The organism is Actinomadura opuntiae (genome assembly GCF_030283205.1).
In the GTDB taxonomy this organism is placed as follows: Bacteria; Actinomycetota; Actinomycetes; order Streptosporangiales; family Streptosporangiaceae; genus Spirillospora.
The window spans coordinates 285,567-311,952 of record NZ_JASNWF010000005.1 but is presented as its reverse complement, the minus strand read 5'-3'; the positions used below and the strand labels follow the sequence as shown (position 1 = coordinate 311,952).

Sequence of the window (26,386 nt, the reverse complement as noted above, 5' to 3'; positions counted from 1 at the left end):
CCCGCGCCGCGGGGGCCGAGCGCTCCCGCCCGATGTCGGTGGAGCGTGCCGTGTCAGCGGTTCCGCAGCAGGTCGAAGAAGGCGCGCGCCGCCTCGCCCGGCACCCGCAGGACCACGCCCGCCGGGGCCTTGGAGTCGCGCAGAAGGACGCCGCCGTCCAGCGCCGCCGCCACCTCGACGCAATTGCTGTTCGCCGCGCCGGAGTACGAGCTCTTCCGGAAGGCCGCCGTTTCGGTACCGGTGTTCTTCATGCCTTTTCCTCGCTTCGCGGAGAAGTGAATACCTGGGAAAAGGCTTCTGTGTAGGTGTGGGCGCGAAGGTGGGATTCGCGCTGGGAAGGCGACCGGGAATTCCGCTCGCCAGTACGGAGGGGGAAATCAATGGCAGAAGAAGTCGACATTGTTCCTGACGTTCGTTTCACGCTGTTCGGCCGGGTCGGCGCCACCGCCGGCGGCCGGCCGCTGGACCTCGGCGCCCGGCAGTCGCGCTGCCTGCTCGCCGTCCTGCTGCTCGCCGACGGCCCCGTCCACCGCGACCGGCTCGTCGACTCCCTCTGGGAGGAGCCGTCCGACGGCGCGAACCAGGACCTCTACCGCCTCGTCGGCCGGCTGAAGAAGACGCTGGCCGGAGCGGGGCTCGACGGGGCGCTCGAGTGCCGGGACGGCCTGTACCGGCTGACGGTGCCGCCCGGCTCGCTCGACGTCGCCCGGTTCCGCGACCTGGTCAGGCGGGCGGCGGCCGAGGACGACGAGCGGGCCGCCGCCCTGCTGGAGGAGGCGATGCGGGTCGCGGCGGACGAACCGCTGGCGGACCTCGTCGGCCTGCGGATGGACGCGCAGCGGCAGGGGCTGGTGGAGGAGCGGCGCGCCGCGCGGCTGGAGCTGGAGCGGGTGTCGCTGAGGCTCGGCCGGCACCAGGCCAGGATCCCGGCCCTGGCGGCCGCATTCCGCGCGGACCGAGCGGACGAGGCGATGGCCGGGCTGCTGATGATCGCGCTCTACCGCGCGGGGCGCCAGAACGAGGCCATGGCCGTCTACGGCGAGGTCCGGGAGCACCTGGACGAGGTCGGCGGGGTCGGGGTGGGCCGTGAGCTGGCCTGCCTGTACGAGCGGATGATCAGGAACGAGCTGGACGAGGCGGTGCCCGATCCGCAGGCCCGTACCGGACGGCAGGCACCCCGCGGCGGCACCGGGCCCGGCGACACCGGTCCCGGACGCGACCGCGAGCCCGAGCGTGACCGCGAGCCGAGGCGCCGGGCGGCGGACAGGGATCCCGCCGTCCACAACGAGTTCAAGGACAAGGTCATCGCGCCGAACGCGGTGTTCGGCATCTCGAACCACTACGGGCGGGAGGGCCGATGAGCGAGCCGGGTGGGCGGGAAACGTCCGAGCCCTCGGAGCCGCGCAAGGCGTCCGGATCCGACTCCGGCGCGGACGCCTCGGACGGCCCGGCCGGCGGACCGTCGCAGGACCAGGCGATCAATGTCGTCGTCAACGCGTTCCACGACGTGGTCACCGCGCCCGGCTCGGCGTTCGGAGTATCGACCGTGAACACCACGGTCGCCTCCGCGGCGACGGGACCGCTCTCCTCGGCGGTCATCTCGACGACCGTGGAGCTGTACGCCGAGCCCGAGCCGTTCGAGAGGGCCCTGGCCTCGCTCGCCGAGAACTCCGCCGTCGCTCTCTGCGGCGAGGTCGGCTGCGGAAAGCGGACCTCGGCGATCGCGCTGCTGCGTGCAGTCCTTCCGGCCGAAGCCCCCATCGTGTCGCTGTCCCCGGTGGCGACGCTCGACCAGCTGGCGAAGAAGCGGGACTACACGGCCGGTCAGGGATACGCGGTGTTCGACAGGCTCGGTCGGGAGAAGGGGCTGGAGGCCGACCACCAGTGGGAGGTCCTCCGGACCCGGGTGCGGGGCGCAGGGGCCTACCTGGTCGTCACCACCCGCGAACGCGGCGGGCGGCGTCCCGAGTCGGTCGAACACTTCCCCTGGCGGCGCCCGGCGCTCGGTGCCGCTCTGAGCCTTTACCTCGGCGACACGGCGAGCGAGGAGGCGGTCGCGGAGGTCACCGAGCTGATGCCGGCCGACGCCCCTATGAGCGACGTGGTGGAGGTGGCCCACCGGATCGTCCAGGGCGACGCGCCCATCGACGCCGTCGCGGCCGTCCTGGACCAGCTCGAGCGCTCGACCGTCCGGGACTGGTTCGACCGAGAGCCGAGCCGCGAGCAGATCCTCGACATCACGACGATGGCCTTCGCCACGGGCAGCAACATGCGCGACTTCGAAAGCTGCCGGTCGGCTCTGGAGACCGAACTGGCCGGGACGCTCCCGCCGCCCGCCGCGGCCTCGCCCGCGTCCAACGCGGGGAGCCCGCCGCCGGACGCCGCCCCGGCCCCGGCCCCGGTCGTGCCGGACGCGATCGACCAGGCCCGCCGGGACCGGCTGCTCGACCACGAACTGATCCGGCCGGAGCGGGTCACCGTCGACGGCATGCCGCGCAGGATCCTGGTCTTCCGGGAGGACCGCTATCGGCGGTACGTGCTCGAAGAGCTGAGCGACCGGTTCGGCATCGACTTCTGGAACGCGGTCAGGGCGTGGCTGCACGGGGCCGTCACCCGGCTGCGGCTCCAGCTCGCCTTGGCCTCCGGACTCGCGCTGCTGGCGCACTCGGCGTTCGACGAGATCGAGGAGTCGTACCTGTTGCCCTGGGCGAGGGGCGGCGCGGGATGGGCGGGGCGCTCCGCGGCGGCCTGCACGCTCTGGTTCATGTGCCTGGACGAGGAGCTCGCACCGATCGCCCTGCGCACCGCGGACCACTGGGTCGGCAGGGGCTCCAGCGAGATGCGGCTGACCGGGATCATCGCGTTCACCGGGGAGCTGGGCGTCCGCTACCCGACCGAGGCGCCCCGGCGGCTGTGGCAGCTCGTGCGGCAACGCAACGACCTGAGCGGGATCGCCGCCGCCGCGTTCGGCGACCTGTTCGCCAACCTCGTCTCGCGCGACGGCGGCGGCCGGCAGGTCGTCCACCACCTGAGCGCGCAGGTCAATCGCCTGAGCCCGTTCGGGAAGGATCGGGTGCTGTACCGGGAGTCGCTGCGCGCGGCGCTCAGCGTCGTCCGGGCGCGCGTTCCGGGCACCGGACGTCCGGCGATCATCCAGTACCTGTGCGACCGGCCGGACGAGATCCCCATCGTCGCCCGCATGTGGGCGCCGCTGCTGCGCAACCGGCCGTTCCGGCACGACGCGCTGTCGGCGCTGCACCGAGGCCTCCGGGACATGGGCGAGATGACCTCGTCCGCGCCCGAGCACGCCCGGCGCTTCGGGAACGCGCTCGGCGACTGCCTGTCCGGGCAGGAGAGCGAGCTCCTCGCCCGGGACTTCGCCAAACGCACCCGCAACTCCAAGCAGGCCGACCGGTCCCCGGCGCTCGCGCAGATCCTGATCGCGGCGCTGGCCGACGCCGGCCGGAAGAGAGAGGACTGACCCATGACCCAGCGCTATCCGATCATCGAGGCGAAGGCGCTCGACCCGGTGGGCAAGGCGCGCCTGCTCGGGCTCGGCACCCGGCGGCGCGACTGGGGCGAGATCCCCCGACCGCGCGCCGAGCAGGCGCAGGTCTACATCGTCGACGGCCGCCACGTCGTCGACCACGGGCGGCTGGGGCCGGACGACGAGACCGTCGTGCGGGCCACGCACGTCAGCGTCGTCGACCTCACCCGAGACCGCTCGGTGAGCGTCGAGGTGACCATCCCGTCGAAGGACGACAACCATTTCACGGTCCGGGTCGAGTTCCTGTGCACGGTGCTCGAACCGGAGAAGGTCGTCCGGACCGGGCAGGGCGACGCGGCCGTGGTCCTGCTGGGGTACGTGCGCAGGTACAAGAAGCTGTTCAACCTCGGTCTCGAACACGAGCTCCCCGCCGTCAACCAGGTCCGCCTGCTGGTGCAGACACAGCTGGAGGCGTACTACCAGCACGTCCGACCGGACACGCCGGGCATGCGGGTGCAGCTGGCCAGCATCGAGGTGCCCACGCCGCCCGAGCTGGAGAACCTGGGCAAGGACAGGTTCGGTGTCAAGCAGGGGGGCATCACCGACGCCCTCCGGGCCGACGTCCAGTTCGACGTCGACAGCCTGAGGGCCCGGCACGCCGAAGAGCTGGCACTGCTGCAGAAGCGGTACGAGCTGCAGCTCGCCGAGCAGCAGTACAGCATCGACGCGAGCCGGCAGGTCGCCCGCCACCGCCTCACCGACGACGACAACCGGTTCGCCGCGCAGCAGGCGGCGGAGCTGCGCGCCTCGATCGGCAACGACCCATGGCGCGCCGACCTGTTCGCCCTGGCGAAGGGAGAGGGCTCCGCCGCGCAGATCGCCGCCGGGATGCACGACGCCCAGGCCGACGCGGAGGCACGGCGCCGCGAGTTGGAGGACCGCCAGGCCGAGATCGCGCACGACGAGCTTCGGCGCACCTGGGCCACGGCGGAACGCGACGCCGGCTGGTCTCGGGAGGACCAGCGGCAGGCCGTCGAGGCGCGACTCGACCTCCTGAAGGAGCTGGCGAAGCACGGGCACCTCGATGAGGTGAGCATCGACGAGATCGACGGCTTCATGGACCGACTGGTCGGCCGTCCGGGCCAGGGCCGGCTCGGCGCGTCCGCGGACGCCGCCAGCGAGTTGGACGCCCCGGACACCGCGGGCGTCGCCGGGCGGGACGCTGCCGCCTTGCCGGACGACGGCGGTGAGCCGGACGACGGCGACGAGAGCTTCTCGGAGGACAGAACCTGATGGTCGTACGGATTCCCGACAGCATTTCCGCGTTCCGCCCGGAACGGACCCGGCGCGGTGCGGGCCGCCGGCTTCGCTCGCTGATCGGCGTCGACGAGGAGATTCTCGACTGGACGCCCGAACTCCGCCCGCACTACACCAAGATCGGCGCGCTCGTCCTCACGACCAGCACCCTGGCGGCGCTGTCGATGCTCACCGCGCTGGTGAAGTTCCTGGCTGCCCCGTGGCCGGCGCTGATCCCGATGGCGCTGTTCTGGGGGTGGCTGATCTTCTGCGTCGACAGCTGGCTGATCGCGGGCACCCACGGCAACGGCAACGCCGGGCGCGTCTTCTGGGTACGCCTGATGCTCGCCGCGTTGCTCGGCCTCTTCATCGCCGAACCGCTGCTGCTCAAGGTCTTCGAGCCCGCCGTCCACCGGCAGGTCGCCGACGACCGCAGGCACGAGCGCGTCGAGCAGGAGTCGGCGCTGAAAGCCTGCAACCCCGTCCCGTACAAGGAACTGGACGCCAAGACCCTGCAGGGCTGCCGGTCCCGGCACCTGCTTCTGGCGGTCGCCGCCGACCCGGGCGGCGTGACGGACGGCATCGACAAGCTGACCCGCGAACGCGACACCCGGCAGGCGTCCCTCGACGCAGACCAGCGGCAGCTCCTCGCCCTCCAGAAGATCGCCCGGCGGGAGTGCGCTGGCGGAGGCGGGGACGGGTTCAGCGGCCAGGAGGGCAACGGCCCCCACTGCAAGAAGGACGACCTGAATGCCGAGACCTTCCGCGTCCAGCACCGGCTGGGACCCAGGCAGCAGGAGATCGCGAAACTGCAGGATCAGATCAACGTCCTCGTCGCCCGCCGCGACACCGTCGCGACCGACTACGCGAACGAGATGGACGCGGCCATCCAGAAGCAGTTGCCGCCGCTGCAGGGACGGATCGGCATTCCGGAGGAGGACAAGGCCCTAGAGGGGCTCGGGCACAAGAACCTCGTCGTCTTCTTCGGAAGCTGGCTGCTGCGCCTGCTCCTGATCCTCGTTGACTGCCTGCCCGTGCTCGCCAAGCGCCTGTCCGGCCAGACCGCCTACGACCGGATGGTCGCCCGGCAGATCGCGACCAATGAGGAGCTGCACGAGGCAGACAACGAACTCCAGCGCCGCCGCGACCTCGCCCCCAAGCAGGACGAGCTGAACGAACTGGATCGCCGCGACCGGGTCCGGCAGCAGATGCGCGACGACGAACTGCAACGCGACAGTGTCAAACAGGATGAGGACCTCGAAAAGCGGATCGACGACTACGCCCGGCGCCTGCGCGGCGAGATCTGAACCACCGTCCCACGGCAGCGCGGTTCCCTCGCCCCGCCGGGAACCATCCCTCGATTACTACAGTTGTAGAAGTGAGTGCGGACCGTCCGCACGGCGACGTGGGAGGGGAAGCATGGCTCTCTGGAACAGGCTCCGCGAGTCGACGCAGACGATGCAGGCGCAGCTGCTCACCAAGAAGAACGAACTGACCAGCGGAGCGTTCCGGGACGCGAGCATGGCCATGTGCGCGCTGGTCGCGGCGGCCGACGGCAGCGTCGACGCGGCCGAGCGGCAGCGCACCGCGTCGCTGATCATGGGCAACGAGGTGCTGCAGAACTTCGCGGCCGACGACCTGCAGCGCCGCTTCAACGACTACGTGGCCAAGCTGACCGCCGACTTCGACTTCGGGAAGGTCGCCGTCCTCCAGGACATCGGCAAGGTGAAGAAGAAGCCCGCCGAGGCCCGCGCCGTCATCCAGATCGGCATCGTCATCGGCGGCGCGGACGGCGACTTCGACGAGCGGGAGAAGGCCGTCGTCCGCGAGGCGTGCTTCGCGGTCGGCCTCCCGCCCGCCGAGTTCGACCTGTAAGTCACCGCCCCGCGAACGCGGGCGCCCACGGCTCGTTCCCGATCTCCAGCGCGTTGATCAGCTGGCCGATCATCCGGTACCACCCGGCGAGGACGAGCAGCTCCAGCAGCCGGGGCTCGTCGTAGTGCGCGGCGAGCCTGTCCCACGTCTCCCGCGGCAGCCGGGCGGAGTCGTGCAGCTCGTCGACGGCCCGCACGAGCAGGCGCTCCCGTGCCGACCAGGGGGCGGGGTCCCCGGACACGGTCGCCTCGACCTGCTCCGCCGTCAGCCCGGCCGCTTCTCCGAACGTCGCGACGTGCACGCCCCACTCGTACTCGCACCCGGCCCGCGCGCACGTCCGGTCGATGACGATCTCGCGGTCCCGCGCGGGGAGCCGCCCGTGCGCGAGCAGCCCCGCGCCGAGGACGCGCATCCGCGACGCGAGCTCGGGGTTGCGGTGCAGGACGCGGAACAGGGCCAGCGGCTCGTGCGCCACACCGGGCGGCATCCACTTGCGCAGGGCCTCCGCGATCTCCGGTGCGTACGGGGGTTCGAGCGGTGCGATGCGCGCCATGACGCCTCCCTGGAGTGCTTCGTTTTCAGAAGCATCATCGCGCTTCGAAAACAGAAGCACAAGGGGTCAGTCCAGCTCCGCGGCCCACCGCTCGGACCAGCGCGACAGCGGCCCGAGCGCCTCCCGCGCGTCCGCGCCGAGCGGGGTGAGCTCGTACCGGCCGTCATCGGCCTGCCGGACGAGCCCCGCCTCGGCCAGCTCGACCAGCCGCTGCCGCAGCACGCTCGACGACATCCCGTCGCACCGCTGCTGCAGCGGCCGGAACCCGAGCGGCCCGTCGTGCAGCTCCCACACGATCCGCAGCGTCCACCGCCGCCCGAACAGGTCGAGCGCCGCCATGATCGGCCGCCCCGTCGTCGACCCCCGCACCGGCCTGCCCGGCCTCGCCATGGCCCACCCCCTCGTTTCGGCTTCCGAAACGCTACCGCCTGCGGCGCGGGGGGAGACCGTTCAGGAACGGTTCCACCATTCCAAATTCGCGGCCGCATGGGCCACCGGCTCGATGGTCTCCCAGCATTCGGCGACCAGCCCGTCCTCGATCCGCCAGATGTCGACGACCGCGATCTCCGGACCCCCGCCGGGGAGTCGCCGCCGGGAATGCAGCACGACGTGGTCGTCGTCGGCGAGCAGGTGCCGGACCTCGACCTCCATGCCGGCCAGCGGGCCGGTGAGCGTCGTCTGCACGGCGGCGAGCCATTCCGCCTTGGTCGAGGACGTCGCGTCCGGACGGTGGTGGACGAAGCCGTCGCTCAGCAGCGGTTCGAGCGTTTCCACGCCGCCCGTCTCGATCAGTTCCGCCAGTGCCCGCTGAATGATGCCCTTGTTGTCGTTCGTCATGGACGCAGTCTTTCCACCGCCGCGGGAATTGTCGATGAAATGGCATTTCATGGCGTCCGGCGCCACGATGAGTACCCTTCAGGACCATGCACACGGTCGGGGAGCTCCTGCGGCAGTGGCGGCATCGCCGCCGGCTCAGCCAGCTCGACCTGGCGATCGCGGCGGACGTCTCGCCCCGGCACGTCAGCCTGGTCGAGACGGGCAAGTCCAACCCGAGCGCCGAGATGGTCGTCCGCCTCGCGGACCAGCTCGACGTGCCGCTGCGCGACCGCAACCGGCTGCTGCTCGCGGCCGGCTTCGCGCCCCGGTACCCCGAGCGGCCGCTCGGCGACGGTGCGCTGACGGCGGCCCGGAACGCGGTCGAGCGGGTCCTCCGCGCGCACGAGCCGTACCCGGCACTGGCCTTCGACCGCCGATGGAACATCGTGACGACCAACCGCGCACTCGAACCGTTCCTCGCGGAGGTCGATCCCGAACTGCTGCGGCCGCCGGTCAATCTGCTGCGGCTCGGACTGGATCCGCGCGGCCTCGCCGCCCTGGTCGTCAACCTGTCCGACGTGCGCGCGGTGTTCCGCTCCCGGGTCAGGCGCCAGCTCGCCGCCGCCCCCGACCCCGAACTCACCGCCCTCTACGAGGAACTGCTGGCGCCCGGCCCCGAGGACGGCCCGCCGGCCGAATCCGACGTCCTGATCCCGATGATCGTCCGCTTCGGCGGGCGGGAGCTGCGGCTGTTCTCGACCATCACCACGTTCGGCACCCCGATGGACATCACGCTGGACGAGGTCGCGATCGAGTCCTACTACCCGGCCGACACCGAGACCGCCGCCTACTTCGAACCGCCTCCCGACGACGCGGCCAAGACCCCGGCAGTCCCCTGAACACGACGGCCGCGTCCTCTCGGGACGGCCATAACAACACGCCGCACCTCAGCGAGCCGCCCAGCGCAACGGCGGAGAGCGCATCCGCGTCTACCTCATCCGGCGCGCGTCGTCCGACTGGATCGCCGCGAGCGGCCTCACCACCGCCGACACCGCTGCTCGGCGACGCCGCCCACCTCATGCCGCCGTTCGGCGGTTGCCGAGTGTCCGTGCGGTTTCGAAGGGGTTCGGCGTGGTTCAGGCGACGGCGGCGATGGGTGAGCGGGTGCGGTGTTGAGGGGTGGCCGGGGGCGGTCCGGTGGGGGCGATGAGTTTTCGGGGGGTGGGCGGTCTGTCATGGTCGGGTGGACGGACACGGGCCGCCGGCCCCAGGGGAACCGCCACGAGAAGCTCGGGAGACCACGATGCGCACTCTGATCAGCTCCGCCTTCGTTTCGCTTGACGGCGTCGTCGAGGCGCCCGGCGGGGAGCCGGGGTACCGGAACTCCGGATGGACCTTCAAGGAGGTCGAGTTCCTGCCGGAGGCCTACGAGATCAAGGGGCGGGAGCAGCAGGAGGCCGCCGCGATGATGATGGGCCGGGTCAGCTACGAGGCGTTCAGCCCGGTGTGGCCGTCCATGGAGGAGTTCGCCGACTACAAGGTGATGCCGAAGTACGTCGTCTCCACCACCCTCAAGGACGACGACCTGGTCTCCGACTGGGGCGAGACGACGATCCTGCGTTCGCTGGACGAGGTCGCCGCGCTCAAGGAGACCGAGGGCGGGCCGATCATCATCGCCGGCAGCGCCACCCTCAACCGGGACCTGTCCGACGCGGGCCTGATCGACCGCTACCACCTGCTCGTCTACCCGCTGCTGCTCGGCGCCGGCAAGCGCCTGTTCAGCGACACCGACAAGGACACGCAGAAGCTGAAGCTCGTCGAGCACGAGGCGTACGCGAACGGCATCCAGAAGAACGTCTTCGACGTCGTCCGCTGACCGGGGCGGGTCAGTCGAGGCAGAATTCGTTGCCTTCGGGGTCGGTCATGATGATGTGACCGGCTTCCAGCGGGGGAGCGGGTTCGAACCGCTGGACCCGGGTGGCGCCGTGGGAGGCGAGCCGCTCCGCCTCCGCTTCGAGGGCCGCCATCCGCGCGTCGCCGGTGAGGCCGGGGGCCGCGCGGACGTCGAGGTGGACGCGGTTCTTGACCGTCTTGGGCTCCGGGACGCGCTGGAAGAACAGCCGCGGGCCGGCGCCGCCCGGGTCGACGACGGCCGAGGCGTCGTTGCGGCGTTCGGGCGGGACGCCCATCGCGTCGAGGGCCTCGTCCCAGGTCCGGAAGTTCCCGGGCGGGTCCTGGAGCCGGTAGCCGAGGGCCTCGGCCCAGAAGGCGGCGAGGGCGGCCGGGTCGGCGCAGTCGAAGGTGATCTGGGTTTCGCGGGCCATGTCAGTTCGCCTTCCGGTGCAGGTGGAGGTCGCGGAGCAGGCACACCTCGGACAGGTGGTGGATCATCTCGCGGTTGATGTGCAGGACCAGCGACCCCATCGGACGGTCGCCCCACGGCGCCTCGGCGTCCCCGCACGGGCGGGCGAGGCCGGACTCGCCGAGGGACTCGACTCCGGCCGTCCACGCGGCGTACTCGGCGTCGAGTTGGGCCAGTGCCTCGGACGCGGTCGCGGCGTATTCGAACGCGTCGTAGTCGGTGGCGGCGCGGCCGAAGTGCGCGGCGTTGCGGACGGCGAGGACGCCGACGATGACGTGCCCGAGCCGCCAGGCGATCGTCGTGAACGGCGCGGGCTCCGGCGGCGGGAACGCGAAGTCGATGGTCATCGCGCCGGATCCGGCCTGCACCGGGGCGGTGCCGGTGCCGCGCGGGCGGACGCTCCAGCAATCGGCGACGGGCTCCCAGAAGTACTCGTCGTCGGTGAGCCCGTCGAGGCGGGGGCGCAGCAGGTTGGTCCAGTGCCAGGTGAGCTGGTCCCGCAGCAGGGGATTCCAGGTCTGCTCGGTCATGCGCCCAGCCTGGCGCATATAGCGGACAGATTCGTTCCGTTATAGCAAAGGCATGCCGGGCGAAGACCCCTTGTCAATTTGTACGATCGTTCGTATTGTTTTCCCATGGACAGCGATCGCATGTTCGCGCTGGCGCAGGAGCTCGCCGTCGCCAAGAGCCGCCAGGACGTGCCCGCGGCGATGAAGCTGCTGCACCCGGAGATGGTGCTGGAGACCCCCGCCTTCGGGACGACCGCGCGCGGCCACGCGGAAAACGAGAAGGCGCTGCGCCGGTTCTTCGCCTCGTTCCCCGACTACGACGTCGCGCTGCAGGGGCATGCGGCGAACGGCGAGGCCCTCGTCTGCTGGGGGACGGTCCGGATGACCTGGACGGGCGACCGCTTCGGCGTGGTGCCCGACGGCAGGCGCGCCGAACTGCCGGTGTTCATCCGGTTCGCCTTCAGGGACGACCTGATCGCCGGCGAGTACTTCTTCTTCGACCTGTCGGAGCTGTGCGCCCAGTCGGGCGTCTCGGCCGACGCCGTCCGGCGCAGGCTCTTCGCCGCCGCCTGAACCCCCGGAAAGGTGATGCACATGGCCGCGGACCCGCGCCTGAAGGACAACGGAGAGATCCGCACGGAACCCCTCTTCGACATAGTGGTCGACCTGGATCCGCCGCTGGACTTCGGCCGCGGACCGGCCGGGCGGCGCATGCTGTTCGGCTCCGCCGGCGGGACGTTCGAGGGCCCGGACCTGCGCGGCGACGTGCTCCCGGGCGGCGGCGACTGGGCGCTGTTCCGCCCCGGCGGGACGATGGTCCTGGACGTGCGGCTCACGCTCCGGACGGACGACGGAGTCCTGATCCACATGACGTACGGCGGCCGCTTCACCACCCCGCCGGAGCTGCGCGCCGAGATGGCCGACCCCGCCGGGAGGCACCGGGTCGACCCGTCCCGGTACTACTTCAGGACCAGCCCGTTCTTCGAGACGGGAGCCGAGCGGTACGCATGGCTGAACGACATCGTCTGCGTCGGCTCCGGCTACTTCGTCGAGGGCGGAATCGCCTACACGGTCGCCCGGGTGGCGTGAGCGGGGACGCCGGCGTCCGAGCGGAGGCGGCGGGCGAGGGCAGCGAGGAGGTAGCTCATCACCGCGGCGATGACGGCCAGGCCGACCCCGTCCGGGACGTTGTCGGTGTTGGCGGCGAAGCCGAACGCGGTGTGCGCGACGAGTGCGCCGGAGATCGCGGCGAGGCGGTGGCGGTCCGTCCAGCCGCCCGTCCGGGCCAGGTAGAACGCTGTGCAGACGGCCAGGAGCGCGGCGGCGGCCATCGGAACCGGCACCCACGCCCTCGGGACGAACGCGGAGTGGTCGGCGCCGGCGAAGGGGAACAGCAGAGCGAGGAAGCCGAAGGACGCGAGGCCGCAGACGACGCCGAGGCGCCAGGGCGTGCGCGGGATGCCCGGCGAAGCGGACGGGCGGCGCCGGGGCAGCACGAACAGCGCGACGAAGGTGAGCACCGCGCAGGGCCCCAGGATGATCAGTAAAGCCTCACCCGGCAACGTGTAGTGCGGGTCCTCTGAGGGCGGGACGGAGACCCGCAGCAGACCCGCCCCGAGAACAGCGACGATCCCCGTGATGATCACGCCGCCACGGCGCAGGTAGGGGGCCCGTCCGTGGCGGCGGAACACCAGCTCGACCAGCGCGATCGGGACGAGCACGCTGAACACCGCGTGGTAGGGCAGGTTCAGCTCGGCGTACGGGGCGTTGACCCCGAAGGGCCTCGGCCCCCAGTCCGCCGCGTCGTACAGGTGCGGGCTGGTCAGGCTCTGCAGCGCCAGCCCCTCCTCGACCAGCCCGTAGACCAGACCCAGGACCAGGACGCTGCTCCACCCGCCCCCGAGACGGCGGACCAGCTCCCGGATCAGCAGCACGCCGGCGCCGTAGATCGGCACGTACAGCAGCACGAGCCAGATCATCCGGACCGGGACGGTGCCGAGGGCGAGCTCGGCGACGGCGGGGGCGACCAGCACCAGGGTCCACGCCGCCCGCCGGGAACGCGGCTGCGATGTCATGCCGCCAACGCTAGGAACGAGCGGCTCCGAGCGCTTCCAACGAAGGATCGGTCTCGGCCGTCCGACTTTAGTCGCAGGGGCGGGGCCGGACCAGGCCGAGGTCATAGGCCAGCACCACCGCCTGCACGCGGTCCCGCAGGCCGAGCTTGCGCAGGATGCTCGACACGTGCGTCTTCACCGTCGCCTCGGTGACGACGAGCCGTTCGGCGATCTCGGCGTTGGACGCGGCGCGCGCGATGAGCTCCAGCGTCTGCATCTCGCGGTCGGTGAGCGCGGCGAGCGCGTCCGGGCGGACGGGCGGTCGCGGCTCGGTCGCGGTGAACCGGTCGAGCAGCCGCCGCGTGACCGACGGCGCGAGCAGCGCGTCCCCGCGCGCGACGACCCGGACCGCCTCCGCGAGGTCGTTCGGCCGGACGTCCTTGAGCAGGAACCCGGCGGCGCCCGCGCGCAGCGCCGCGTACAGCGGCTCGTCCAGGTCGAACGTCGTCAGGATGATCACCTTCGGCGGGTCCGCGGACGCGGTGATGCGCCGGGTGGCCTCGATGCCGTTCACGCCGGGCATCCGCACGTCCATCAGCACGACGTCGGGTTCGAGCCGGGCGGCGAGGCGGACGGCCGACTCCCCGTCGCCGGCCTCGCCGACCACGGTCAGGTCGTCCCGCGCCTCGATGATCATGCTGAAGCCGGCCCGCACCAGGTCCTGGTCGTCGGCGATCAGCACGCGGACGGTCACGCGCGCACCCCTCTAATGGTGGGCCTCCAACGGCAGCGAAACCCGCACGCGGAACCCGCCGGCCGGGTCGGGCCCGGCCTCGAACGTGCCGCCGAGCAGCTGGGCGCGCTCCCGCATCCCGGCGATGCCCTGCCCGCTCCCGGCGAGGCCCGCGCCGCCCGGGTTCCCGCCCGGACCGTCGTCGTGGACGTCGACGTCCAGGCACCCGCCCGCGACGCGGAGGACCACGTCGGCGCGGGCGGTGCGCGCGTGCCGCAGCGTGTTCGTCAGAGCCTCCTGGACGATCCGGTAGACCGCGAGGCCCACCCCGGACGGAACGTGCACATCGCCCATACCCTCCCGGTGCAGCCGCACCTGCAGCCCGGCGCCGGCGACCGAGGCGACGAGCCGGTCCAAGTCTCCCAGGCCGGGGACCGATCCGGCGGGGTCCGCGCCCTCCGCGTCCCGCACCGAGCGCAGGAAGTGCCGCAGCTCCGCGAGCGCCTGCCGCCCCTCGGCCTCCAGGTTCCGGACGGCCCGCCGCGCGAGGTCGGGGCTGGAGTCGAACACGTCGTCCGCTGCGGCGGCCTGCACGACCATCACCGACACGGTGTGCGAGAGGACGTCGTGCAGCTCGCGGCCGATCCGCGCGCGCTCCTCCAGCGCCGCCCGCCGCGCCTCGGAGTGCCGGCGCGCCGCGCCCGCCCGTCCGAGCGCGCCCCAGCTCCACGCGAGCAGGGCGGCGACGGGCCACACCGCGACCATCCGGCCCTGCGCCGCCGCGACGGCGACGGTCACGGCGGCGACCGCGCCCATTCCCCACAGCGAGACCCGCGCCGGCCGCAGCCAGGCGAACGCGCACAGCACGACGAAGACGATCCCGGGACCGATCTCGGGTCCGAGTGCCTGGATCCCGGCGCCCGCGGCGGCCGCCGTCCCGAGCGCGACCTCGGGGCGCTCCCGCATCAGCAACGCCGCCGCCGCGCCCTGAACCGCCAGCAACGCGACGATGCCGGCGCGCTCCGGCCAGCCCAGATGCAGGAACGGGACGGCCCCCGCCGCGCCGAGGGCGCACGCCGCGGCCACCGCCCGCCACCAGGACGGCAACACCGCCGCATACCGATCCCGCACGCTCGCCGACGCTACCAATCCGGCCCCCGGTGCGGGACGCCACCGGAACCGCCGGGCCCTTCGCGGACGTACTGGAAACGGGGCACTTGCCGTTGATGGTGTGCTTGTTGTTATCTGCGGTGCTTCGAGGGGTCTCCAGGGGGAGTCGGGGGTGATCCGCCGAAGGGACGGTGACACGCGTGGGCGAGGACGTGGACCTGCTGGTCCGGGCGGCGCAGGACGGCGACGCCGAGGCCACCGAGCGGCTGGTCGCCGCGCACCTGCCGCTGCTCTACAACGTGGTCGGCTGGGCGCTCGACGGCCACGCCGACGTGGACGACGTCGTCCAGGACTCGGTGCTGCGGGCGCTCGGCGGGCTGGACGGCCTGCGCGAGCCGGGCCGGTTCCGCTCCTGGCTGGTGTCCATCGCGATGAACCAGGTGCGCCGCCGCTGGTCGGCGCTCCAGCGCGGCACCCCGATGGACCCCGAGGACCTCGCGCGGGTCGCCGCGTCCGAGGCCGACTTCGCGGAGGCCGCCGTGCTGCGGCTGGAGCTGTCGGGCCAGCGCCGCGAGATCGCCGAGGCGACGCGCTGGCTGGACGCGGGCGAGCGCGACCTGCTCGGGCTGTGGTGGCTGGAGGCCTCCGGGCACCTGTCGCGCGCCGAGCTGGCCGACGCGCTGGGCCTGCCGGCGGCGCACGCGGCGGTCCGGGTGCAGCGGATGAAGAAGCAGCTCGCGACGTGCCGCGCCGTCGTCCGGGTCGTGGCGGCGGCGCCGCGCTGCGAGGCGCTCGGCCCGGTGCTCGCGCGGTGGGACGGGCGGCCGTCCCCGCTGTGGCGCAAGCGCGTCGCCAAGCACATCCGCGGATGCCGGGTCTGCGGCGCCCGGGAGCGCGACCTCCTGCCGCCGGAGGCGCTGCTGGCCGGGCTGGTCATGGTCCCGCTGCCCGCCGCGCACCCGCTGCACTCCTTCGCGACCGCGCTGGCCACCGGCGGTTCGTCCGGCGCCGGTGCAGCCTCCTCCACAGCGGCGTCCTCCACAGCGGCGTCCTCCACAGCGGCGTCCTCCACAGCGGCGTCCTCCACAGCGGCGTCGTCCGGGGCGGGCGGGGCGGCCAAGGGCGGCGTGGCGGCTGCGTCGAAGTGGGCGGCGGGGGCCGCGGTGGCCGGCGTCGCGGGCGCGGCGGTGATCTTCTGGGGCATGGGGGACTCGCCCGACCCGCCGCCGCGCAGCGCCGACCCGCCGGCCGTGGCGCAGCGGACGCCGTCGCGCACGCCCGAGCCGCACCCCGGCGCCACGTCGGTCAGGGAGCACCTCGCGCGGCCGACCAAGAAGCCCGCCAAGGCTCCGGCGTCGACGGTCGAGCAGCAGGTCGTCCGGCTGGTCAACGAGAACAGGGCCAGGGCCGGATGCCGCCCGCTGCGCGTCTCGCCCGCCCTGCACAAAGCCGCCCAGGCGCACGCGCAGGACATGGCGTCCCGGCGCGCCCTCGACCACCGCGGGGCCGGCGGCGACGACCCGGGGGACCGGATCACCGCCGCCGGTTTCCGCTGGAGTGCCTGGGCGGAGAACATCGCGCAGGGGCAGACGTCCCCGCCCGCCGTCGTGACGGCCTGGATGAACAGCGCGGGGCACCGGGCCAACATCCTCAACTGCCGCCTGACGATGATCGGGGTGGGCGTCGTGCGCGGGTCCGGCGGGCCGTGGTGGACCCAGGACTTCGCGACGCCCGCCTGAACGGCGCCGCCTGAACGGCGCACTCTGAGCGTTGCGCCCGGTCAGCGGCTCGTGCCGAAGTCCTGCGTCCAGTACGGGCCGCCGCTCAGCACCACGCCGACGCCGATCTCCTTGTAACCGCAGTTGAGGATGTTCGCGCGGTGGCCGGAGCTGTTCATCCACGCCTGCATGACGCTCGCCGGGGTCGCCTGGCCCTTGGCGATGTTCTCCCCGTAGGAGGACCAGCGGTATCCGGCGGCGGTGATGCGGTCGCCCGGGTCCTTGCCGTCGGGGTTGGTGTGGTCGAAGAAGTTCCGGGCGTGCATGTCGGCCGAGTGGCCCTGCGCGGCCCGCGCGAGCTTGCTGTTGACGGTCAGCGCGCCGCATCCGTGCTTGGCGCGCTCGGCGTTCACCAGCGTGACGACCTGCGAGGCGTACTTCCCGGCGGTTCCGCCGACGGGCGCGGCCGGGGCCTTCGGCTTGGCGGGCGCGGGCTTGGCCGTCCGGTGGCGGGTCGCGCGCGGGGTCGGCTTGTGCGACGGCTTGGCCTTCTTGTGCCGCTTCGGCTTCGCCGTCCTGCTGGGCGACGGCTGCGGCGCGTCGGCGACCGGACGCGGCGGCGCGGCGCTCGGCGACAGCGACGACCCGCTCGCGGTGGGCGCGCCGTCGGCGCCGCCCCCGAACGCGCCGGCGGCCGTCCCGGCGACCCCGCCGATCACCAGCAGGCCCGCCGCCCCCGCGGCCGTCCAGACGGCGACGCGGCGGGACGCCCGGCGCGGCCGCCTTCCGGGGCGCGGCCGTCCGCCGCCGCCGTGGGCATGGGGGTTGCTCATGGCGATGCCACATCCTTCTCTGTCGGGGTGTGCGAACACGCAGCGGACCCCCGCACCGTACCGGCGATAACAGAAAAATCCTGGCTTGGGGTGAATCGTTCTCCGGCGGGCCGCCCGGCTCGGCCAAGAAAGCGGCAAGACCGCATGTCGAACGGCCCCTCTCCGCCGGGCGCGCTCTCTGATGGGTCTGCGGAGGGCGCAGGATGCCTCCGCGTCCGGGGAAGAAGGAGTCGCGCCGTGAAGACAAGCTGGAAGGCCGCCGTCGCCGCCGCCGGAGCGGCCGCCATGACGACCGCCTCCGTGGCCTGGCCCGCCACCGCGGGCAACGCGTCGGGCGGGAGCGCGTCCGGCGCGAACGCGCCGGGCAAGGGGCGCTGGGCCCTCGTCGACGCGGAGAACTTCGACCGCCCGCTGCACGTCGACGGCGCCCCCTGGCGGCTGGACCCGCAGGGCAAGCACAGCCCGTGGAACGTCGACGCGTTCGACGACGACGGCGAGGCCTGGACGAAGATGAGCGGCCCGCTGTTCAAGCAGCAGATGGCCACGCTCAACGTGTTCCGCAAGCGCGTCGCGTTCGGCCAACACGGATGGCTCACCGCCGAGGTCGCCGCCGTCGACAAGGACCACGACGGCCGTCCCGACTCGCGGCCCGGCCTGTCCACCACGACCCTGCCCGGCGGGCAGAAGGCCGCGCGGCTCTCCGAGCCGAGCTGGGACGCCGGGGTGCTGATCCGGCCGACGCGCCCGCTGCCGCCGCACTACCGCGTGGAGATGACGCTGCGCGGCATCGACTTCGGCGGCAAACGGCACGGCACCTTCGACTACAACGGCCGGCACAACGGCTACACCAAGGAGCCCTGCAAGACCCGCTATCCCTGGACGTTCACCGGGGCGCTCGCCGGAAAGTCGCGCTGCGAATACCACGACGTGACGCGGGAGAACGGCTTCTACTACATGACCGTCCTCGACTACGCCACGCCCGCGCCGCACGGCAACCCGGACATCCATTTCCGGCGCAAGGTCATCATGGACGGCTACTACAGCGACCTTTCCCGCTGGAAGCACGCCGCGACCTGCAACCCGAAGACCCGCAAGATGTACCGGACGTTCGACGGCACCTTCAACGGCGTGAACGCGCTGTTCGCGCGCGGCGACAAGTTCATCGGCGGCCCCGACAACGACCTCAGCACCGAGTACTACGCCAAGACCGCCTGCGGCAACGCCTCCCTCGACAAGCCCTACGGTCCCGGCAAGCGGTTCAGCGGGCATCTGACCAGCGCGGAATTGCAGCCGCAGTTGCTGCCCAAGGCGTCCTACCGGTTCGCCGTGGAGCGCGACCGCACCGGCTACACCCTGGAGATGAGCGGGCCGTTCCTGCACATCGGGCAGGCCACGCTGCGCGTCCACCACGACTTCATCGAGAACGGCCGCCCGATCTGGCACTACAACCAGACGCCCGGCGAATACGACGGCCGCTTCGACCGCAGGCTCGTCCATAAGGGCCCGGCGGGGAAGTACGTCACCGAGCACACCTGGCCGAAGGGGTCGGCCTACCCCGACTCGTTCGTCATCGGCGACCCGCACCTCAACTACTACGAGGGCGAGGCGGTCATCGACGACATCCGCCTCTACGTCCCGCGCGGGAACGGGTGAGCCGCTGACCGGTGATCTTGCTTAGGACCTGATCAGGAACGGCTTAGCAGCTCGCTAAGAGCGGCCTGACGTGCGGCGGAACGCCCTAGTTTGGCGCCGTCGCCCCTGATCGCCCGTCCTGAGGAGGACCGCCATGTCACCCACCCCCCGGCGCCGACGTCCAGGGCGGGGATACTTCGCCGCCGCCGGAACGGTCGCCGCGGCCGGCGCCGTCGCCGGCGCGCTGGTGCTGATGCCGGGCACGGCGAGCGCCGAGGCCATCAGGGCGTCCTACGCCAAGGTCGGCGACTGGGGGACCGGCTACACCGCGCAGTACACGGTCACCAACACCGGCACCGAGACCGCGCACGGCTGGGACCTCGGCTTCGACCTGCCGGCCGGGGCCCGGCTCACCAGCCTGTGGAACGGCCGGTACAGCGTGTCCGGCCGGCACGTGACGGTGCGCAACGAGAGCTGGAACGGCGACCTCGGCGGCGGGCGGTCGGCCGTGGTCGGGTTCGCCGTGGACGAGACGGCGGGGACCGGCGACCCCACGGGCTGCCGCATCGGGGGCGCAGCCTGCGAGACGGCGCCGGCCCCGTCGCCGACGCCGAGCGGCCGGCCGTCCGGCACGCCCACGCCGAGCCCGAGCCCGACGGCGACGCGGACGGCGAGCCCGTCGCCGAGCCCGTCCAAGACGGTGACGCCGACCCCGACTCCCACGAAGACGACGCCCCCGCCGCAGGAGTCCGGCGACGGGACGACGGTGTTCGCCCCGTACGTCGACACGGGCCTCTACCCGCCGTACGACCTGAAGGCGGCGCGCACCGAGGCGGGCGTCAAGGAGTTCACCCTGGCGTTCGTGGTGTCCGGCGGCGCCTGCACGCCCAAGTGGGGCGGCGTCGAGGACCTGGACGCCAACAAGGTCGCGCAGCAGATCGGCGCCGTGCGCGATGCGGGCGGCGACGTGCGCGTGTCGTTCGGCGGCGCCAGCGGCAGCGAACTCGCGCTGTCGTGCTCGACGTCCGGCGCGCTGGCCGCCGCCTACGGCAAGGTCGTCGACCAGTTCAAGCTCACCAAGGTCGACTTCGACGTCGAGGGCGGCGCCCTTACCGACGGCGCCGCCAACGACCGCCGCGCCAAGGCGATCGCGTCGCTCCAGCACGACCACCCGGGGCTGCGCGTGTCGTTCACCCTGCCCGTCCTCCCGCAGGGCCTCACCCAGGACGGCGTGGACCTGCTGAAGAACGCGGCCGGCAACGGCGTCGGGATCGACGCGGTCAACATCATGGCGATGGACTACGGCGACGGCGCCGCCCCGAACCCGTCCGGGAAGATGGTCGACTACGCCATCGACGCCGCGACCGCGACGCACGCGCAGGTCAAGGGCATTCTCGGACTCGGCGACGCGCAGGCGTGGCGGCGGGTCGCGGTCACCCCGATGATCGGCGTCAACGACGTCGCGACGGAGGTGTTCACGGTCGCGGACGCCCGCAAGGTCGCGGCGTTCGCGAAGGGCAAGGGCATGGCGTGGGTGTCGATGTGGTCCGCGACCCGCGACAAGCCGTGCGCGGGCGGCGCGAAGAACTACGCCGACCCGACGTGCAGCAGCATCGCGCAGCAGCCGTTCGACTTCGCCCGCGCCTTCGGCGGCTGACCAACGGTGGGACCGCGGGGCCTCACTCGCGGGCGCGCCGCCGGGAGCGGCTCCGGGAGCGGCGCGCCGAGCGGCGGGACGGCGCCCTGGACTCGGTGCGCAGCCACAGTTCGATCTGCGCGCCGCCCAGCGGCGCGGTGCCGATGTTGAGCGATCCGCCGGTCGACTCGGCGAGCCGGCGGGCGATGTCGAGGCCGAGGCCGGTGGAGCCGGCGCCGCTGGCACCGCGCCGCAGCGCCTCCGCCGCGTCCGGGATGCCGGGCCCGGCGTCGCCGATCAGCAGGCCGGTGGAGTACCGGCCGCGGTGCAGCGTGACCGACAGCGCGGTGCCCTGCGGCGTGTGCCGGAAGACGTTGCCGAGCAGCGCGTCCACGGCCGCGACCAGGTCGTCCTCGCCGACCGGCACCGGCGCCGGGCCGTCCGGCAGGACGACCTCGCAGTCGCGGCCCTGGTCGGCGGCGAGGGCCGACCAGAACTCCAGCCGGCGCCGGACCACGGCGGCGGCGTCGCAGCCCGGACGCCCGCCCGCCGGCCGCCGCGCCGTCGCGATGATCTGGTCGACGGTCTCCTCGAGCCGGCCGAGCGCGTCCTGGCTGTGCGCCATCCGGTCCGGGTCGGCGGGGTTGGCGGCCAGGCCGTTGAGGTTCACCCGCAGCGCGGTCAGCGGGGTGCGCAGCCGGTGCGACAGGTCGGCGGCCGACTCCCGCTCGGCCTCCAGCAGCCGGACGAGCCGGTCGGCCATCCGGTTGAAGGCCGTGCCGGCGTCGCGCAGCTCGTGCGGGCCCGCCGGCGCGACCCGGGCGCCGAGGTCGCCGTCGCCGACCCGGGTCACCGCGTTCGCCAGCCCCTCGGCGGCCCGCACGACCCGGACGGCGAGCCGGTCGGCCATCGCGACCGACACCAGCACCAGCGCGACCGCGACGAGCCCGAGGATGGTGCGCGAGCGCGCCACGCCCCGGTTCAGCTCCGCGTCCGGCACGTACACCTCGATGACGGCGACGCGGTCGGCGTCCAGCAGCGCCGGGGTGAGCAGCACCGTCCCGCCGGACGCGGACGCGGTGAACGCGCGGCGCAGGCTTCGCGCCCTCGCCACGTCGGCGGCCGTGGCGTGCGCCGCGCCGATCGCGGCGCCCTGCGGCGGGTGCAGCGCGAGCCGTCCGGCGGCCCCGGCGGGCGTGGAGCCGACCGCGTCGGCGAGCGAGGCGGGCGCGGCGGTGACGGTGAGGACCGGTTCCAGCGACGCGGCCTGCTGCGCGGCGGCCGACAGCGCCCGGTCGTGCGCCATCTGCCCGACCAGCAGCCCGAGCGGGACGACGAACGACAGCGCCACCATGGCGGTCACGGCCGTCGCGATCCGCGCCAGCGCACCTCTCATCGGCTCTCCCGGGTCCGGTCGCCCGGGCGGTCGCTCCGGCGCGGGACGGTGCGGCGCGGGACGGCGCGGCGTTCCGCGGGTTGCGGTTCATCCGGATACCAGGGCGGTTTGTTCGCGGTTGGGGAGATACTAGGCCAATGCGGGTTCGTTTTCGTTTCACCGCCGTGTGGATCGCCACCACGGCGGCGGGCATGGCGATCAGCTGGGCCGGTGTCGGCCACGCGCTGCGCGGCACGACGCTGCCCGCACCGGACCTCGCGGCCGACGCCCCCGTGCAGCGCGGCCGTCCGCCCGCCCCGCCGTCCGCGGCCTCGCCGTCCGCATCGGCATCGGCTCCACGCCGTTCGGCATCGCCCGCGGCGTCGCCGTCCGCCCGCGCCACGGCCTCCGCGTCGCCCAGCCCGTCCGCGCCGGCGTCCGGGAAGGTCCGCACGTACGTGGTGCGCTCGGGACGCGTCGTCCTGTCGCTGACCTCGACGTCGGCGCGGCTCGTGTCGGCGGTGCCCGACAGCGGGTTCGAGGCGAAGACGTGGCGGAAGCCCGGCTGGCTGCGCGTCGACCTCACCGACGGCGCGCACGGCTCCGCGGTGTTCGCCACCTGGAACGGCCATCCGACGATCGTCCAGGTCTACGAGTACTGAGCCGGCCTTCATTCGGGGCCGGTGAGCATGACGCCGACGCCCCGGACGGTGTGCAGGTAGCGGGGCGCGGCGGCGTTCTCGCCCATCTTGCGGCGCAGCCACGACAGGTGCACGTCGATGGTCTGGTCGTCGCCGTAGGGCTGCTGCCACACCTTCGCCAGCAGCTCCCGCCGGCCGACGACGCGTCCGGCGTTCTCCGCCAGGTACCCAAGCAGGTCGAACTCGCGGCGCGACAGCCGCAGTGGCGCGCCGCCCATGGACGCCTGGCGCCGTTCGAGGTCGACGCGGAGCTCGCCGAGCACGACGGCGCTGCGGCGCGCCTGCCCGCGTGCGCGCCGCAGCACCGCCTCCACGCGGGCGTGCAGGTGGTCGGCGGAGAACGGCTTGACCACGTAGTCGTCGGCGCCCGCGCCGAGCAGCCGGATGATCTCGGCCTCGCCGTCGCGGGCGGTCGCCACGATCACCGGGACGTCGGAGACGGCGCGCAGCATCTTCAGCGCCTCCCCGCCGTCGAGGTCGGGCAGCCCGAGGTCCAGCACGACGACCTCGGGCGCGGCGGCGGTCGCCTCGCGCAGCGCGTCCAGCGCGCGTCCCGCGCTGCGGACCGCGTGCCCCAGCTCGGTCAGCTCGCGGATCAGCGCGCGCCGCACGTGCTCGTCGTCTTCCACCAGCAGGATCGAGGCCACAGCTGGACGATAGGCCATCACCCCGGCCTGCCGGAACGAACCGTGCACCGGCGGCCGAAGAAGCGGGGCGGATGGCGCTTAACACTTCATCAGCACTCGATTAAGACTTCCATAAGGGTGTCTTCTCGCAGCACTTTCCGGCGATTCTCGAATGTGCCACGAGTTAATGTCATCAGTGGACGACAACGGGGGCGGAGCCTGTTCCGCGCGGTTTCTGGGGGGCTTATGGTCACCGGCGCCGGGATGCAGACGCGCGCGGCCGGCGGAGCGCGCCGCAGGCACCGCGGACGGCGCCGGCGGCAGCGCGGACGGCACGCGGGCGGCCCGTCGAGCGCCTTTCCGCGCGCGTCCGCATCGGCGTGGAGCCCGGCCGGTCTCCGGCGGTGGGGAGCCGTCGCCGGCGTGGCGCTGCTGCTGCTCGCGTCCGGGCGCGCGGTGCGCGAGGTCGGCCCGGACAGCGCGTCCACGATGCTGCTGACCTGGCTGTTCGCTCAGGTGGCGGTCCTCGCCGTGTGGTACCGGCTGCCGCTGCGCCGTCCCGCCGGCGCCGCCCGGACACCCGCCCCGCTGCACCGGGTGGCCGCCGCCGTCTGGCTGGCGGACGCCGCGCTCGCCGTCACGGCCGTGCTCTGCTGACCGGCCCGGCGGCTACTCGACGACGGCGGGATTGTAGGTCGGCGGGTCGCCGAGCATTCCGCGATGCGAGCGCGGACGGGACCCGTCGGTGTCGACCACGCCGAGTTCCTCGCCGAGCTCCGCGCCGATGAGGACCTGCCCGGTCCATTTCATCGGCTCCGGGGACCGGGCGAGCGCGTCGATGACCCGGCCGCTGAATTCCGGCGACTCGGCCCCGGCGGCGAACGAGGCGTACTTGTCGGGGACGCCGTCGAAGAGCGCCTTGTTCCGCTCCGTCTTCAGCAGGCCCATCCACAGCGATATGACGGCCACGTTGTAAGGCCGGAAATCGACCGCCATGTCGTGGGCCATCTTGTCCACGGCGGCCTTTCCGGCACCGTAGGCGGGGCCGTGCATGTAGCAGCGTCCGCCGAACGACGAGGTGTTGACGACGAGACCCGCATTGTTCCGGATCAGCAATGGCGCGGCGTAGTAGGTCGCCACGTAGGCCGACCGCATTCCCACGTCGAACATGTTCTGCAACGCCAGCGGCTTCTCCCAGAAGGGGCCCTTGCGGGTCAGGCCGTCCGGGATCGTGAACGCGTTGTTGACCAGGATGTCCAGCGCGCCGCTCTCCCGCCCGACCTGCTCGAACAGGGCCCTGACCTGGTCGTCGTCGGAGTGGTCGCAGACCACCGGGATCCCGGTGCCGCCGCGCGCGGTGATCTCCTCGGCGGTGGCGAACACCGTGCCGGGCAGGTCCGCGTCGCCCTCCGCGCGGGTGCGCCCGGTCACGTAGACGGTCGCCCCGGTCTCGCCGAGGGCCAGCGCGATGCCCTTCCCGGCGCCGCGGCTCGCGCCGGTGACCACCGCCACCCGGTTCCCGGTCAGGCCCATTCGTCGCTCCTCGCGAGGAATTCCAGCATGGTCGCGGTGGTCTCCTCGGGTCTCTCCATCTGCATCATGTGGCCGGCGTCCTTGAGCATCCGGACGTCGCGCACGTCGTCGTGGTGCTCGTGCAGCTTGTCCAGCGGGTCGTCACCGTGCCAGCCCTCAAGGTCGGTGTCCTGCTCGCTGCCGATGAAGAAGAACGGCACGGGGTTCTTCCTGCCCCGGTACGACTTGCGGTGCTCCCAGGACAGGTCCATCGCGCGGTACCAGTTCAGCCCGCCGGTGAAGCCGCTCGCGCTGTACTCGGCGACGTAGAACTCCAGTTCCGTGTCGGTCAGCCACGTCCACGGAAGGGGCGGGGTCTGCGGCAGGGCGTCGATGTACGTCGTCCCCGGCGGCTGCCGCCAGACGTCGAGGTAGTGGTAGTCGCTGGACAGCGCGTAGAACACCCTGCGCAGGAACTCGCGCGGCGCCGCCGCCAGGTCGCGGTCGGCGACGCCGGGTTCGGCGACGAAATAGTGGATGTGGTTGAAGTGCCGCCGCGCCTGCCGGGCCGCGAGCGTCAGCGGCGGCTCCTCGCTCGGCGTGAAGAACGGGTTCTCCAGCCCGATGATCGCCGCAACGCGCTCGGGGTGGTGGTAGGCGAGGTCGTACGCGGCGAACAGCCCGAAGTCCAGGCCGCTGAACACCGCCCGCTCCTCGCCGAGATGGTCGAGGAGGCCGGTGAGGTCCCCGACGATCCGGTCTACGCCGTACTCGCGGGGGTCGTCCGGGCCGCTCGTCCGCCCCATCCCGCGCATGTCGGGCGCGACGACCCGGAAACCCGCGTCCGCGATCGGCCCGATCTGGTGCCGCCAGCTGAACCAGAGGTGCGGGAAGCCGTGCAGGAGGACCACGAGCGGTCCTCGCCCCTGCTCCACGTAGTGGACGTCGAGGCCGTTGATGTGCGCGTACCGATGACTCCAGCCGGCCATGCTGCGCTTCCTTCGGGCCGAGGGACCTGACCTTCGGACTGTGCAGGACGGCCGGCGCCGGCGACAGCGGGGTGTCTCGCTCAGTGGGAACCCGCGCGCCCCGGTTCAGCGCCTCGGGAAGAACGTGATCCAGTCGGCGACCATCGCCGGGGAGCCGTCGCCCTCGACCTCCAGCTCGTTGCGGGTCAGGACGCGCGTCCCCGCGTCCTTCTCCTGGAGGTCGAGCAGCGTCGCGCGCACCCGGACGCGCCGGCCGGTCCGCACGGACCGCAGGAAGCGGACCTTGTCGACGCCGTAGTTCAGCCCGCCGGAGCCGAGGTCCAGCTCCCGTTTGTGGAACGCCACCAGCATCGACAGCAGCAGGAACCCCGAGACCGTCCGCTCGCCGGACCCGCCGCCCCCGGACTGCGGCCGGCCCATGAACTCCTCGCGCAGGAACGTCGCGTGCCGGAACGCCTCCTCGTCGGCGCCGCCGATGAGCTCCCAGTCCGAGCAGAACAGCTCCTTGCCGACCAGGTCGGGGAAGTCGGCGAGGGAGTAGGCCATCCGAATCGTCCTTCCGGGGTCCG

29 protein-coding genes are annotated in these 26,386 nt (G+C 72.8%); 14 read left to right on the top strand and 15 right to left on the bottom strand.

Going from position 1 to position 26,386, the window contains the following annotated elements; genetic code table 11:
- Positions 1–53 precede the first annotated feature (53 nt).
- Positions 54–251 carry a DUF397 domain-containing protein gene (locus QP089_RS12805; RefSeq protein WP_285911765.1) on the bottom strand — a complete coding sequence of 66 codons (198 nt, stop codon included), beginning with the start codon at positions 249–251 and terminating at the stop codon, positions 54–56.
- 129 nt (positions 252–380) lie between these two features.
- Between QP089_RS12805 and QP089_RS12800 the strand changes: the two genes are divergently transcribed.
- The 5 genes from QP089_RS12800 (at position 381) to QP089_RS12780 (ending at position 6,658) form a co-directional block, all read left to right on the top strand.
- Complete coding sequence (locus tag QP089_RS12800) at positions 381–1,361, top strand: AfsR/SARP family transcriptional regulator (RefSeq protein WP_285911764.1); 981 nt, start codon at positions 381–383, stop codon at positions 1,359–1,361.
- Positions 1,358–3,481 carry a hypothetical protein gene (locus tag QP089_RS12795; RefSeq protein ID WP_285911763.1) on the top strand — a complete coding sequence of 708 codons (2,124 nt, stop codon included), beginning with the start codon at positions 1,358–1,360 and terminating at the stop codon, positions 3,479–3,481. Before QP089_RS12800 ends, QP089_RS12795 begins: the two co-directional genes overlap by 4 nt.
- Positions 3,482–3,484: 3 nt before the next feature.
- A complete protein-coding gene (locus QP089_RS12790; protein WP_285911762.1) occupies positions 3,485–4,780 on the top strand; it encodes a hypothetical protein in 1,296 nt (431 codons plus the stop codon).
- The gene (locus QP089_RS12785) at positions 4,780–6,090 is read left to right on the top strand and encodes a DUF4407 domain-containing protein (protein ID WP_285911761.1); all 1,311 of its coding nucleotides are present in this window, start codon (positions 4,780–4,782) and stop codon (positions 6,088–6,090) included. Before QP089_RS12790 ends, QP089_RS12785 begins: the two co-directional genes overlap by 1 nt.
- Positions 6,091–6,202: 112 nt before the next feature.
- Complete coding sequence (locus QP089_RS12780) at positions 6,203–6,658, top strand: tellurite resistance TerB family protein (RefSeq protein WP_285911760.1); 456 nt, start codon at positions 6,203–6,205, stop codon at positions 6,656–6,658.
- A gap of 1 nt (position 6,659) precedes the next feature.
- Here QP089_RS12780 and QP089_RS12775 read toward each other — a convergent pair whose 3' ends face one another.
- The 3 genes from QP089_RS12775 to QP089_RS12765 form a co-directional block, all read right to left on the bottom strand.
- Entirely contained in the window at positions 6,660–7,211 is a 552-nt protein-coding gene (locus QP089_RS12775) for a carboxymuconolactone decarboxylase family protein (protein WP_285911759.1), read from the bottom strand.
- Between the two features lie 66 nt (positions 7,212–7,277).
- Positions 7,278–7,601: a winged helix-turn-helix transcriptional regulator gene (locus QP089_RS12770; protein WP_285911758.1), complete on the bottom strand. Its 324-nt coding sequence runs from the start codon at positions 7,599–7,601 to the stop codon at positions 7,278–7,280.
- 60 nt (positions 7,602–7,661) lie between these two features.
- Positions 7,662–8,048, bottom strand: a complete 387-nt coding sequence (locus QP089_RS12765; protein ID WP_285911757.1) for a nuclear transport factor 2 family protein — start codon at positions 8,046–8,048, stop codon at positions 7,662–7,664.
- An 86-nt stretch (positions 8,049–8,134) separates the two neighbouring features.
- Between QP089_RS12765 and QP089_RS12760 the strand changes: the two genes are divergently transcribed.
- Together QP089_RS12760 and QP089_RS12755 are read left to right on the top strand one after the other, a co-directional pair.
- On the top strand, positions 8,135–8,926 hold the full coding sequence (locus tag QP089_RS12760; RefSeq protein WP_285911756.1) for a helix-turn-helix domain-containing protein: 792 nt from the start codon (positions 8,135–8,137) through the stop codon (positions 8,924–8,926).
- A gap of 404 nt (positions 8,927–9,330) precedes the next feature.
- Positions 9,331–9,903, top strand: a complete 573-nt coding sequence (locus QP089_RS12755) for a dihydrofolate reductase family protein (protein WP_285911755.1) — start codon at positions 9,331–9,333, stop codon at positions 9,901–9,903.
- A gap of 10 nt (positions 9,904–9,913) precedes the next feature.
- On the opposite strand, the gene QP089_RS12750 is transcribed toward QP089_RS12755, so the two are convergent.
- Together QP089_RS12750 and QP089_RS12745 are read right to left on the bottom strand one after the other, a co-directional pair.
- Positions 9,914–10,351: a VOC family protein gene (locus QP089_RS12750; protein ID WP_285911754.1), complete on the bottom strand. Its 438-nt coding sequence runs from the start codon at positions 10,349–10,351 to the stop codon at positions 9,914–9,916.
- Position 10,352: 1 nt separating this feature from the next.
- Entirely contained in the window at positions 10,353–10,919 is a 567-nt protein-coding gene (locus QP089_RS12745; RefSeq protein ID WP_285911753.1) for a DinB family protein, read from the bottom strand.
- 105 nt (positions 10,920–11,024) lie between these two features.
- Between QP089_RS12745 and QP089_RS12740 the strand changes: the two genes are divergently transcribed.
- Both QP089_RS12740 and QP089_RS12735 read left to right on the top strand, forming a co-directional pair.
- Positions 11,025–11,471 (top strand): ester cyclase, encoded by a 447-nt coding sequence (locus QP089_RS12740; RefSeq protein WP_285911752.1) that lies wholly within the window; start codon positions 11,025–11,027, stop codon positions 11,469–11,471.
- Positions 11,472–11,492: 21 nt separating this feature from the next.
- Positions 11,493–11,987 carry a DUF3237 domain-containing protein gene (locus QP089_RS12735; RefSeq protein ID WP_285911751.1) on the top strand — a complete coding sequence of 165 codons (495 nt, stop codon included), beginning with the start codon at positions 11,493–11,495 and terminating at the stop codon, positions 11,985–11,987.
- On the opposite strand, the gene QP089_RS12730 is transcribed toward QP089_RS12735, so the two are convergent.
- The 3 genes from QP089_RS12730 to QP089_RS12720 form a co-directional block, all read right to left on the bottom strand.
- On the bottom strand, positions 11,963–12,973 hold the full coding sequence (locus tag QP089_RS12730; RefSeq protein ID WP_285911750.1) for an AF_0692 family protein: 1,011 nt from the start codon (positions 12,971–12,973) through the stop codon (positions 11,963–11,965). The genes QP089_RS12735 and QP089_RS12730 overlap by 25 nt on opposite strands.
- 67 nt (positions 12,974–13,040) lie before the next feature.
- Positions 13,041–13,706, bottom strand: coding sequence for a response regulator (locus QP089_RS12725; protein ID WP_285911749.1), 666 nt, complete (start codon positions 13,704–13,706; stop codon positions 13,041–13,043).
- 12 nt (positions 13,707–13,718) lie between these two features.
- The gene (locus tag QP089_RS12720) at positions 13,719–14,816 is read right to left on the bottom strand and encodes a sensor histidine kinase (protein WP_285911748.1); all 1,098 of its coding nucleotides are present in this window, start codon (positions 14,814–14,816) and stop codon (positions 13,719–13,721) included.
- 179 nt (positions 14,817–14,995) lie between these two features.
- Here QP089_RS12720 and QP089_RS12715 point away from each other — a divergent pair, with 179 nt between their 5' ends.
- Positions 14,996–16,534: a sigma-70 family RNA polymerase sigma factor gene (locus QP089_RS12715; protein WP_285911747.1), complete on the top strand. Its 1,539-nt coding sequence runs from the start codon at positions 14,996–14,998 to the stop codon at positions 16,532–16,534.
- A gap of 41 nt (positions 16,535–16,575) precedes the next feature.
- Here the strand turns inward: QP089_RS12715 and QP089_RS12710 are convergent, their stop codons facing one another.
- Positions 16,576–17,346 carry a CAP domain-containing protein gene (locus QP089_RS12710; RefSeq protein ID WP_285911746.1) on the bottom strand — a complete coding sequence of 257 codons (771 nt, stop codon included), beginning with the start codon at positions 17,344–17,346 and terminating at the stop codon, positions 16,576–16,578.
- A gap of 237 nt (positions 17,347–17,583) precedes the next feature.
- On the opposite strand from QP089_RS12710, the gene QP089_RS12705 reads away from it, so the two are divergent.
- Both QP089_RS12705 and QP089_RS12700 read left to right on the top strand, forming a co-directional pair.
- Complete coding sequence (locus QP089_RS12705) at positions 17,584–18,999, top strand: hypothetical protein (protein WP_285911744.1); 1,416 nt, start codon at positions 17,584–17,586, stop codon at positions 18,997–18,999.
- A gap of 133 nt (positions 19,000–19,132) precedes the next feature.
- A complete protein-coding gene (locus tag QP089_RS12700; RefSeq protein ID WP_285911743.1) occupies positions 19,133–20,635 on the top strand; it encodes a cellulose binding domain-containing protein in 1,503 nt (500 codons plus the stop codon).
- Positions 20,636–20,657: 22 nt separating this feature from the next.
- On the opposite strand, the gene QP089_RS12695 is transcribed toward QP089_RS12700, so the two are convergent.
- Positions 20,658–22,010, bottom strand: coding sequence for a sensor histidine kinase (locus QP089_RS12695; RefSeq protein ID WP_285911742.1), 1,353 nt, complete (start codon positions 22,008–22,010; stop codon positions 20,658–20,660).
- A 137-nt stretch (positions 22,011–22,147) separates the two neighbouring features.
- On the opposite strand from QP089_RS12695, the gene QP089_RS12690 reads away from it, so the two are divergent.
- Entirely contained in the window at positions 22,148–22,651 is a 504-nt protein-coding gene (locus QP089_RS12690) for a hypothetical protein (protein WP_285911741.1), read from the top strand.
- A gap of 8 nt (positions 22,652–22,659) precedes the next feature.
- Here QP089_RS12690 and QP089_RS12685 read toward each other — a convergent pair whose 3' ends face one another.
- Positions 22,660–23,337, bottom strand: a complete 678-nt coding sequence (locus QP089_RS12685) for a response regulator transcription factor (protein ID WP_285911740.1) — start codon at positions 23,335–23,337, stop codon at positions 22,660–22,662.
- A gap of 243 nt (positions 23,338–23,580) precedes the next feature.
- On the opposite strand from QP089_RS12685, the gene QP089_RS12680 reads away from it, so the two are divergent.
- Positions 23,581–23,973, top strand: a complete 393-nt coding sequence (locus tag QP089_RS12680; protein WP_285911739.1) for a hypothetical protein — start codon at positions 23,581–23,583, stop codon at positions 23,971–23,973.
- Between the two features lie 12 nt (positions 23,974–23,985).
- Here the strand turns inward: QP089_RS12680 and QP089_RS12675 are convergent, their stop codons facing one another.
- The 3 genes from QP089_RS12675 to QP089_RS12665 form a co-directional block, all read right to left on the bottom strand.
- Positions 23,986–24,849, bottom strand: coding sequence for an SDR family NAD(P)-dependent oxidoreductase (locus tag QP089_RS12675; RefSeq protein ID WP_285911738.1), 864 nt, complete (start codon positions 24,847–24,849; stop codon positions 23,986–23,988).
- Positions 24,840–25,817: an alpha/beta fold hydrolase gene (locus QP089_RS12670; RefSeq protein WP_285911737.1), complete on the bottom strand. Its 978-nt coding sequence runs from the start codon at positions 25,815–25,817 to the stop codon at positions 24,840–24,842. Before QP089_RS12670 ends, QP089_RS12675 begins: the two co-directional genes overlap by 10 nt.
- 105 nt (positions 25,818–25,922) lie before the next feature.
- A complete protein-coding gene (locus tag QP089_RS12665; RefSeq protein ID WP_285911736.1) occupies positions 25,923–26,363 on the bottom strand; it encodes a hotdog family protein in 441 nt (146 codons plus the stop codon).
- Positions 26,364–26,386: the final 23 nt, after the last annotated feature.

Excerpts from the sequence above, each read along its gene's own strand:
- QP089_RS12770 (WP_285911758.1), bottom strand. The coding sequence starts at position 7,601 with ATGGCGAGGCCGGGCAGGCCGGTGCGGGGGTCGACGACGGGGCGGCCG.
- QP089_RS12735 (WP_285911751.1), top strand. The coding sequence starts at position 11,493 with ATGGCCGCGGACCCGCGCCTGAAGGACAACGGAGAGATCCGCACGGAA.
- QP089_RS12775 (WP_285911759.1), bottom strand. The coding sequence starts at position 7,211 with ATGGCGCGCATCGCACCGCTCGAACCCCCGTACGCACCGGAGATCGCG.
- QP089_RS12665 (WP_285911736.1), bottom strand. The coding sequence starts at position 26,363 with ATGGCCTACTCCCTCGCCGACTTCCCCGACCTGGTCGGCAAGGAGCTG.
- QP089_RS12730 (WP_285911750.1), bottom strand. The coding sequence starts at position 12,973 with ATGACATCGCAGCCGCGTTCCCGGCGGGCGGCGTGGACCCTGGTGCTG.
- QP089_RS12805 (WP_285911765.1), bottom strand. The coding sequence starts at position 251 with ATGAAGAACACCGGTACCGAAACGGCGGCCTTCCGGAAGAGCTCGTAC.
- QP089_RS12790 (WP_285911762.1), top strand. The coding sequence starts at position 3,485 with ATGACCCAGCGCTATCCGATCATCGAGGCGAAGGCGCTCGACCCGGTG.
- QP089_RS12710 (WP_285911746.1), bottom strand. The coding sequence starts at position 17,346 with ATGAGCAACCCCCATGCCCACGGCGGCGGCGGACGGCCGCGCCCCGGA.
- QP089_RS12745 (WP_285911753.1), bottom strand. The coding sequence starts at position 10,919 with ATGACCGAGCAGACCTGGAATCCCCTGCTGCGGGACCAGCTCACCTGG.
- QP089_RS12785 (WP_285911761.1), top strand. The coding sequence starts at position 4,780 with ATGGTCGTACGGATTCCCGACAGCATTTCCGCGTTCCGCCCGGAACGG.
- QP089_RS12760 (WP_285911756.1), top strand. The coding sequence starts at position 8,135 with ATGCACACGGTCGGGGAGCTCCTGCGGCAGTGGCGGCATCGCCGCCGG.
- QP089_RS12795 (WP_285911763.1), top strand. The coding sequence starts at position 1,358 with ATGAGCGAGCCGGGTGGGCGGGAAACGTCCGAGCCCTCGGAGCCGCGC.
- QP089_RS12800 (WP_285911764.1), top strand. The coding sequence starts at position 381 with ATGGCAGAAGAAGTCGACATTGTTCCTGACGTTCGTTTCACGCTGTTC.
- QP089_RS12750 (WP_285911754.1), bottom strand. The coding sequence starts at position 10,351 with ATGGCCCGCGAAACCCAGATCACCTTCGACTGCGCCGACCCGGCCGCC.
- QP089_RS12780 (WP_285911760.1), top strand. The coding sequence starts at position 6,203 with ATGGCTCTCTGGAACAGGCTCCGCGAGTCGACGCAGACGATGCAGGCG.
- QP089_RS12690 (WP_285911741.1), top strand. The coding sequence starts at position 22,148 with ATGCGGGTTCGTTTTCGTTTCACCGCCGTGTGGATCGCCACCACGGCG.
- QP089_RS12755 (WP_285911755.1), top strand. The coding sequence starts at position 9,331 with ATGCGCACTCTGATCAGCTCCGCCTTCGTTTCGCTTGACGGCGTCGTC.
- QP089_RS12680 (WP_285911739.1), top strand. The coding sequence starts at position 23,581 with ATGCAGACGCGCGCGGCCGGCGGAGCGCGCCGCAGGCACCGCGGACGG.
- QP089_RS12740 (WP_285911752.1), top strand. The coding sequence starts at position 11,025 with ATGGACAGCGATCGCATGTTCGCGCTGGCGCAGGAGCTCGCCGTCGCC.
- QP089_RS12700 (WP_285911743.1), top strand. The coding sequence starts at position 19,133 with ATGTCACCCACCCCCCGGCGCCGACGTCCAGGGCGGGGATACTTCGCC.
- QP089_RS12670 (WP_285911737.1), bottom strand. The coding sequence starts at position 25,817 with ATGGCCGGCTGGAGTCATCGGTACGCGCACATCAACGGCCTCGACGTC.
- QP089_RS12765 (WP_285911757.1), bottom strand. The coding sequence starts at position 8,048 with ATGACGAACGACAACAAGGGCATCATTCAGCGGGCACTGGCGGAACTG.
- QP089_RS12695 (WP_285911742.1), bottom strand. The coding sequence starts at position 22,010 with ATGAGAGGTGCGCTGGCGCGGATCGCGACGGCCGTGACCGCCATGGTG.
- QP089_RS12675 (WP_285911738.1), bottom strand. The coding sequence starts at position 24,849 with ATGGGCCTGACCGGGAACCGGGTGGCGGTGGTCACCGGCGCGAGCCGC.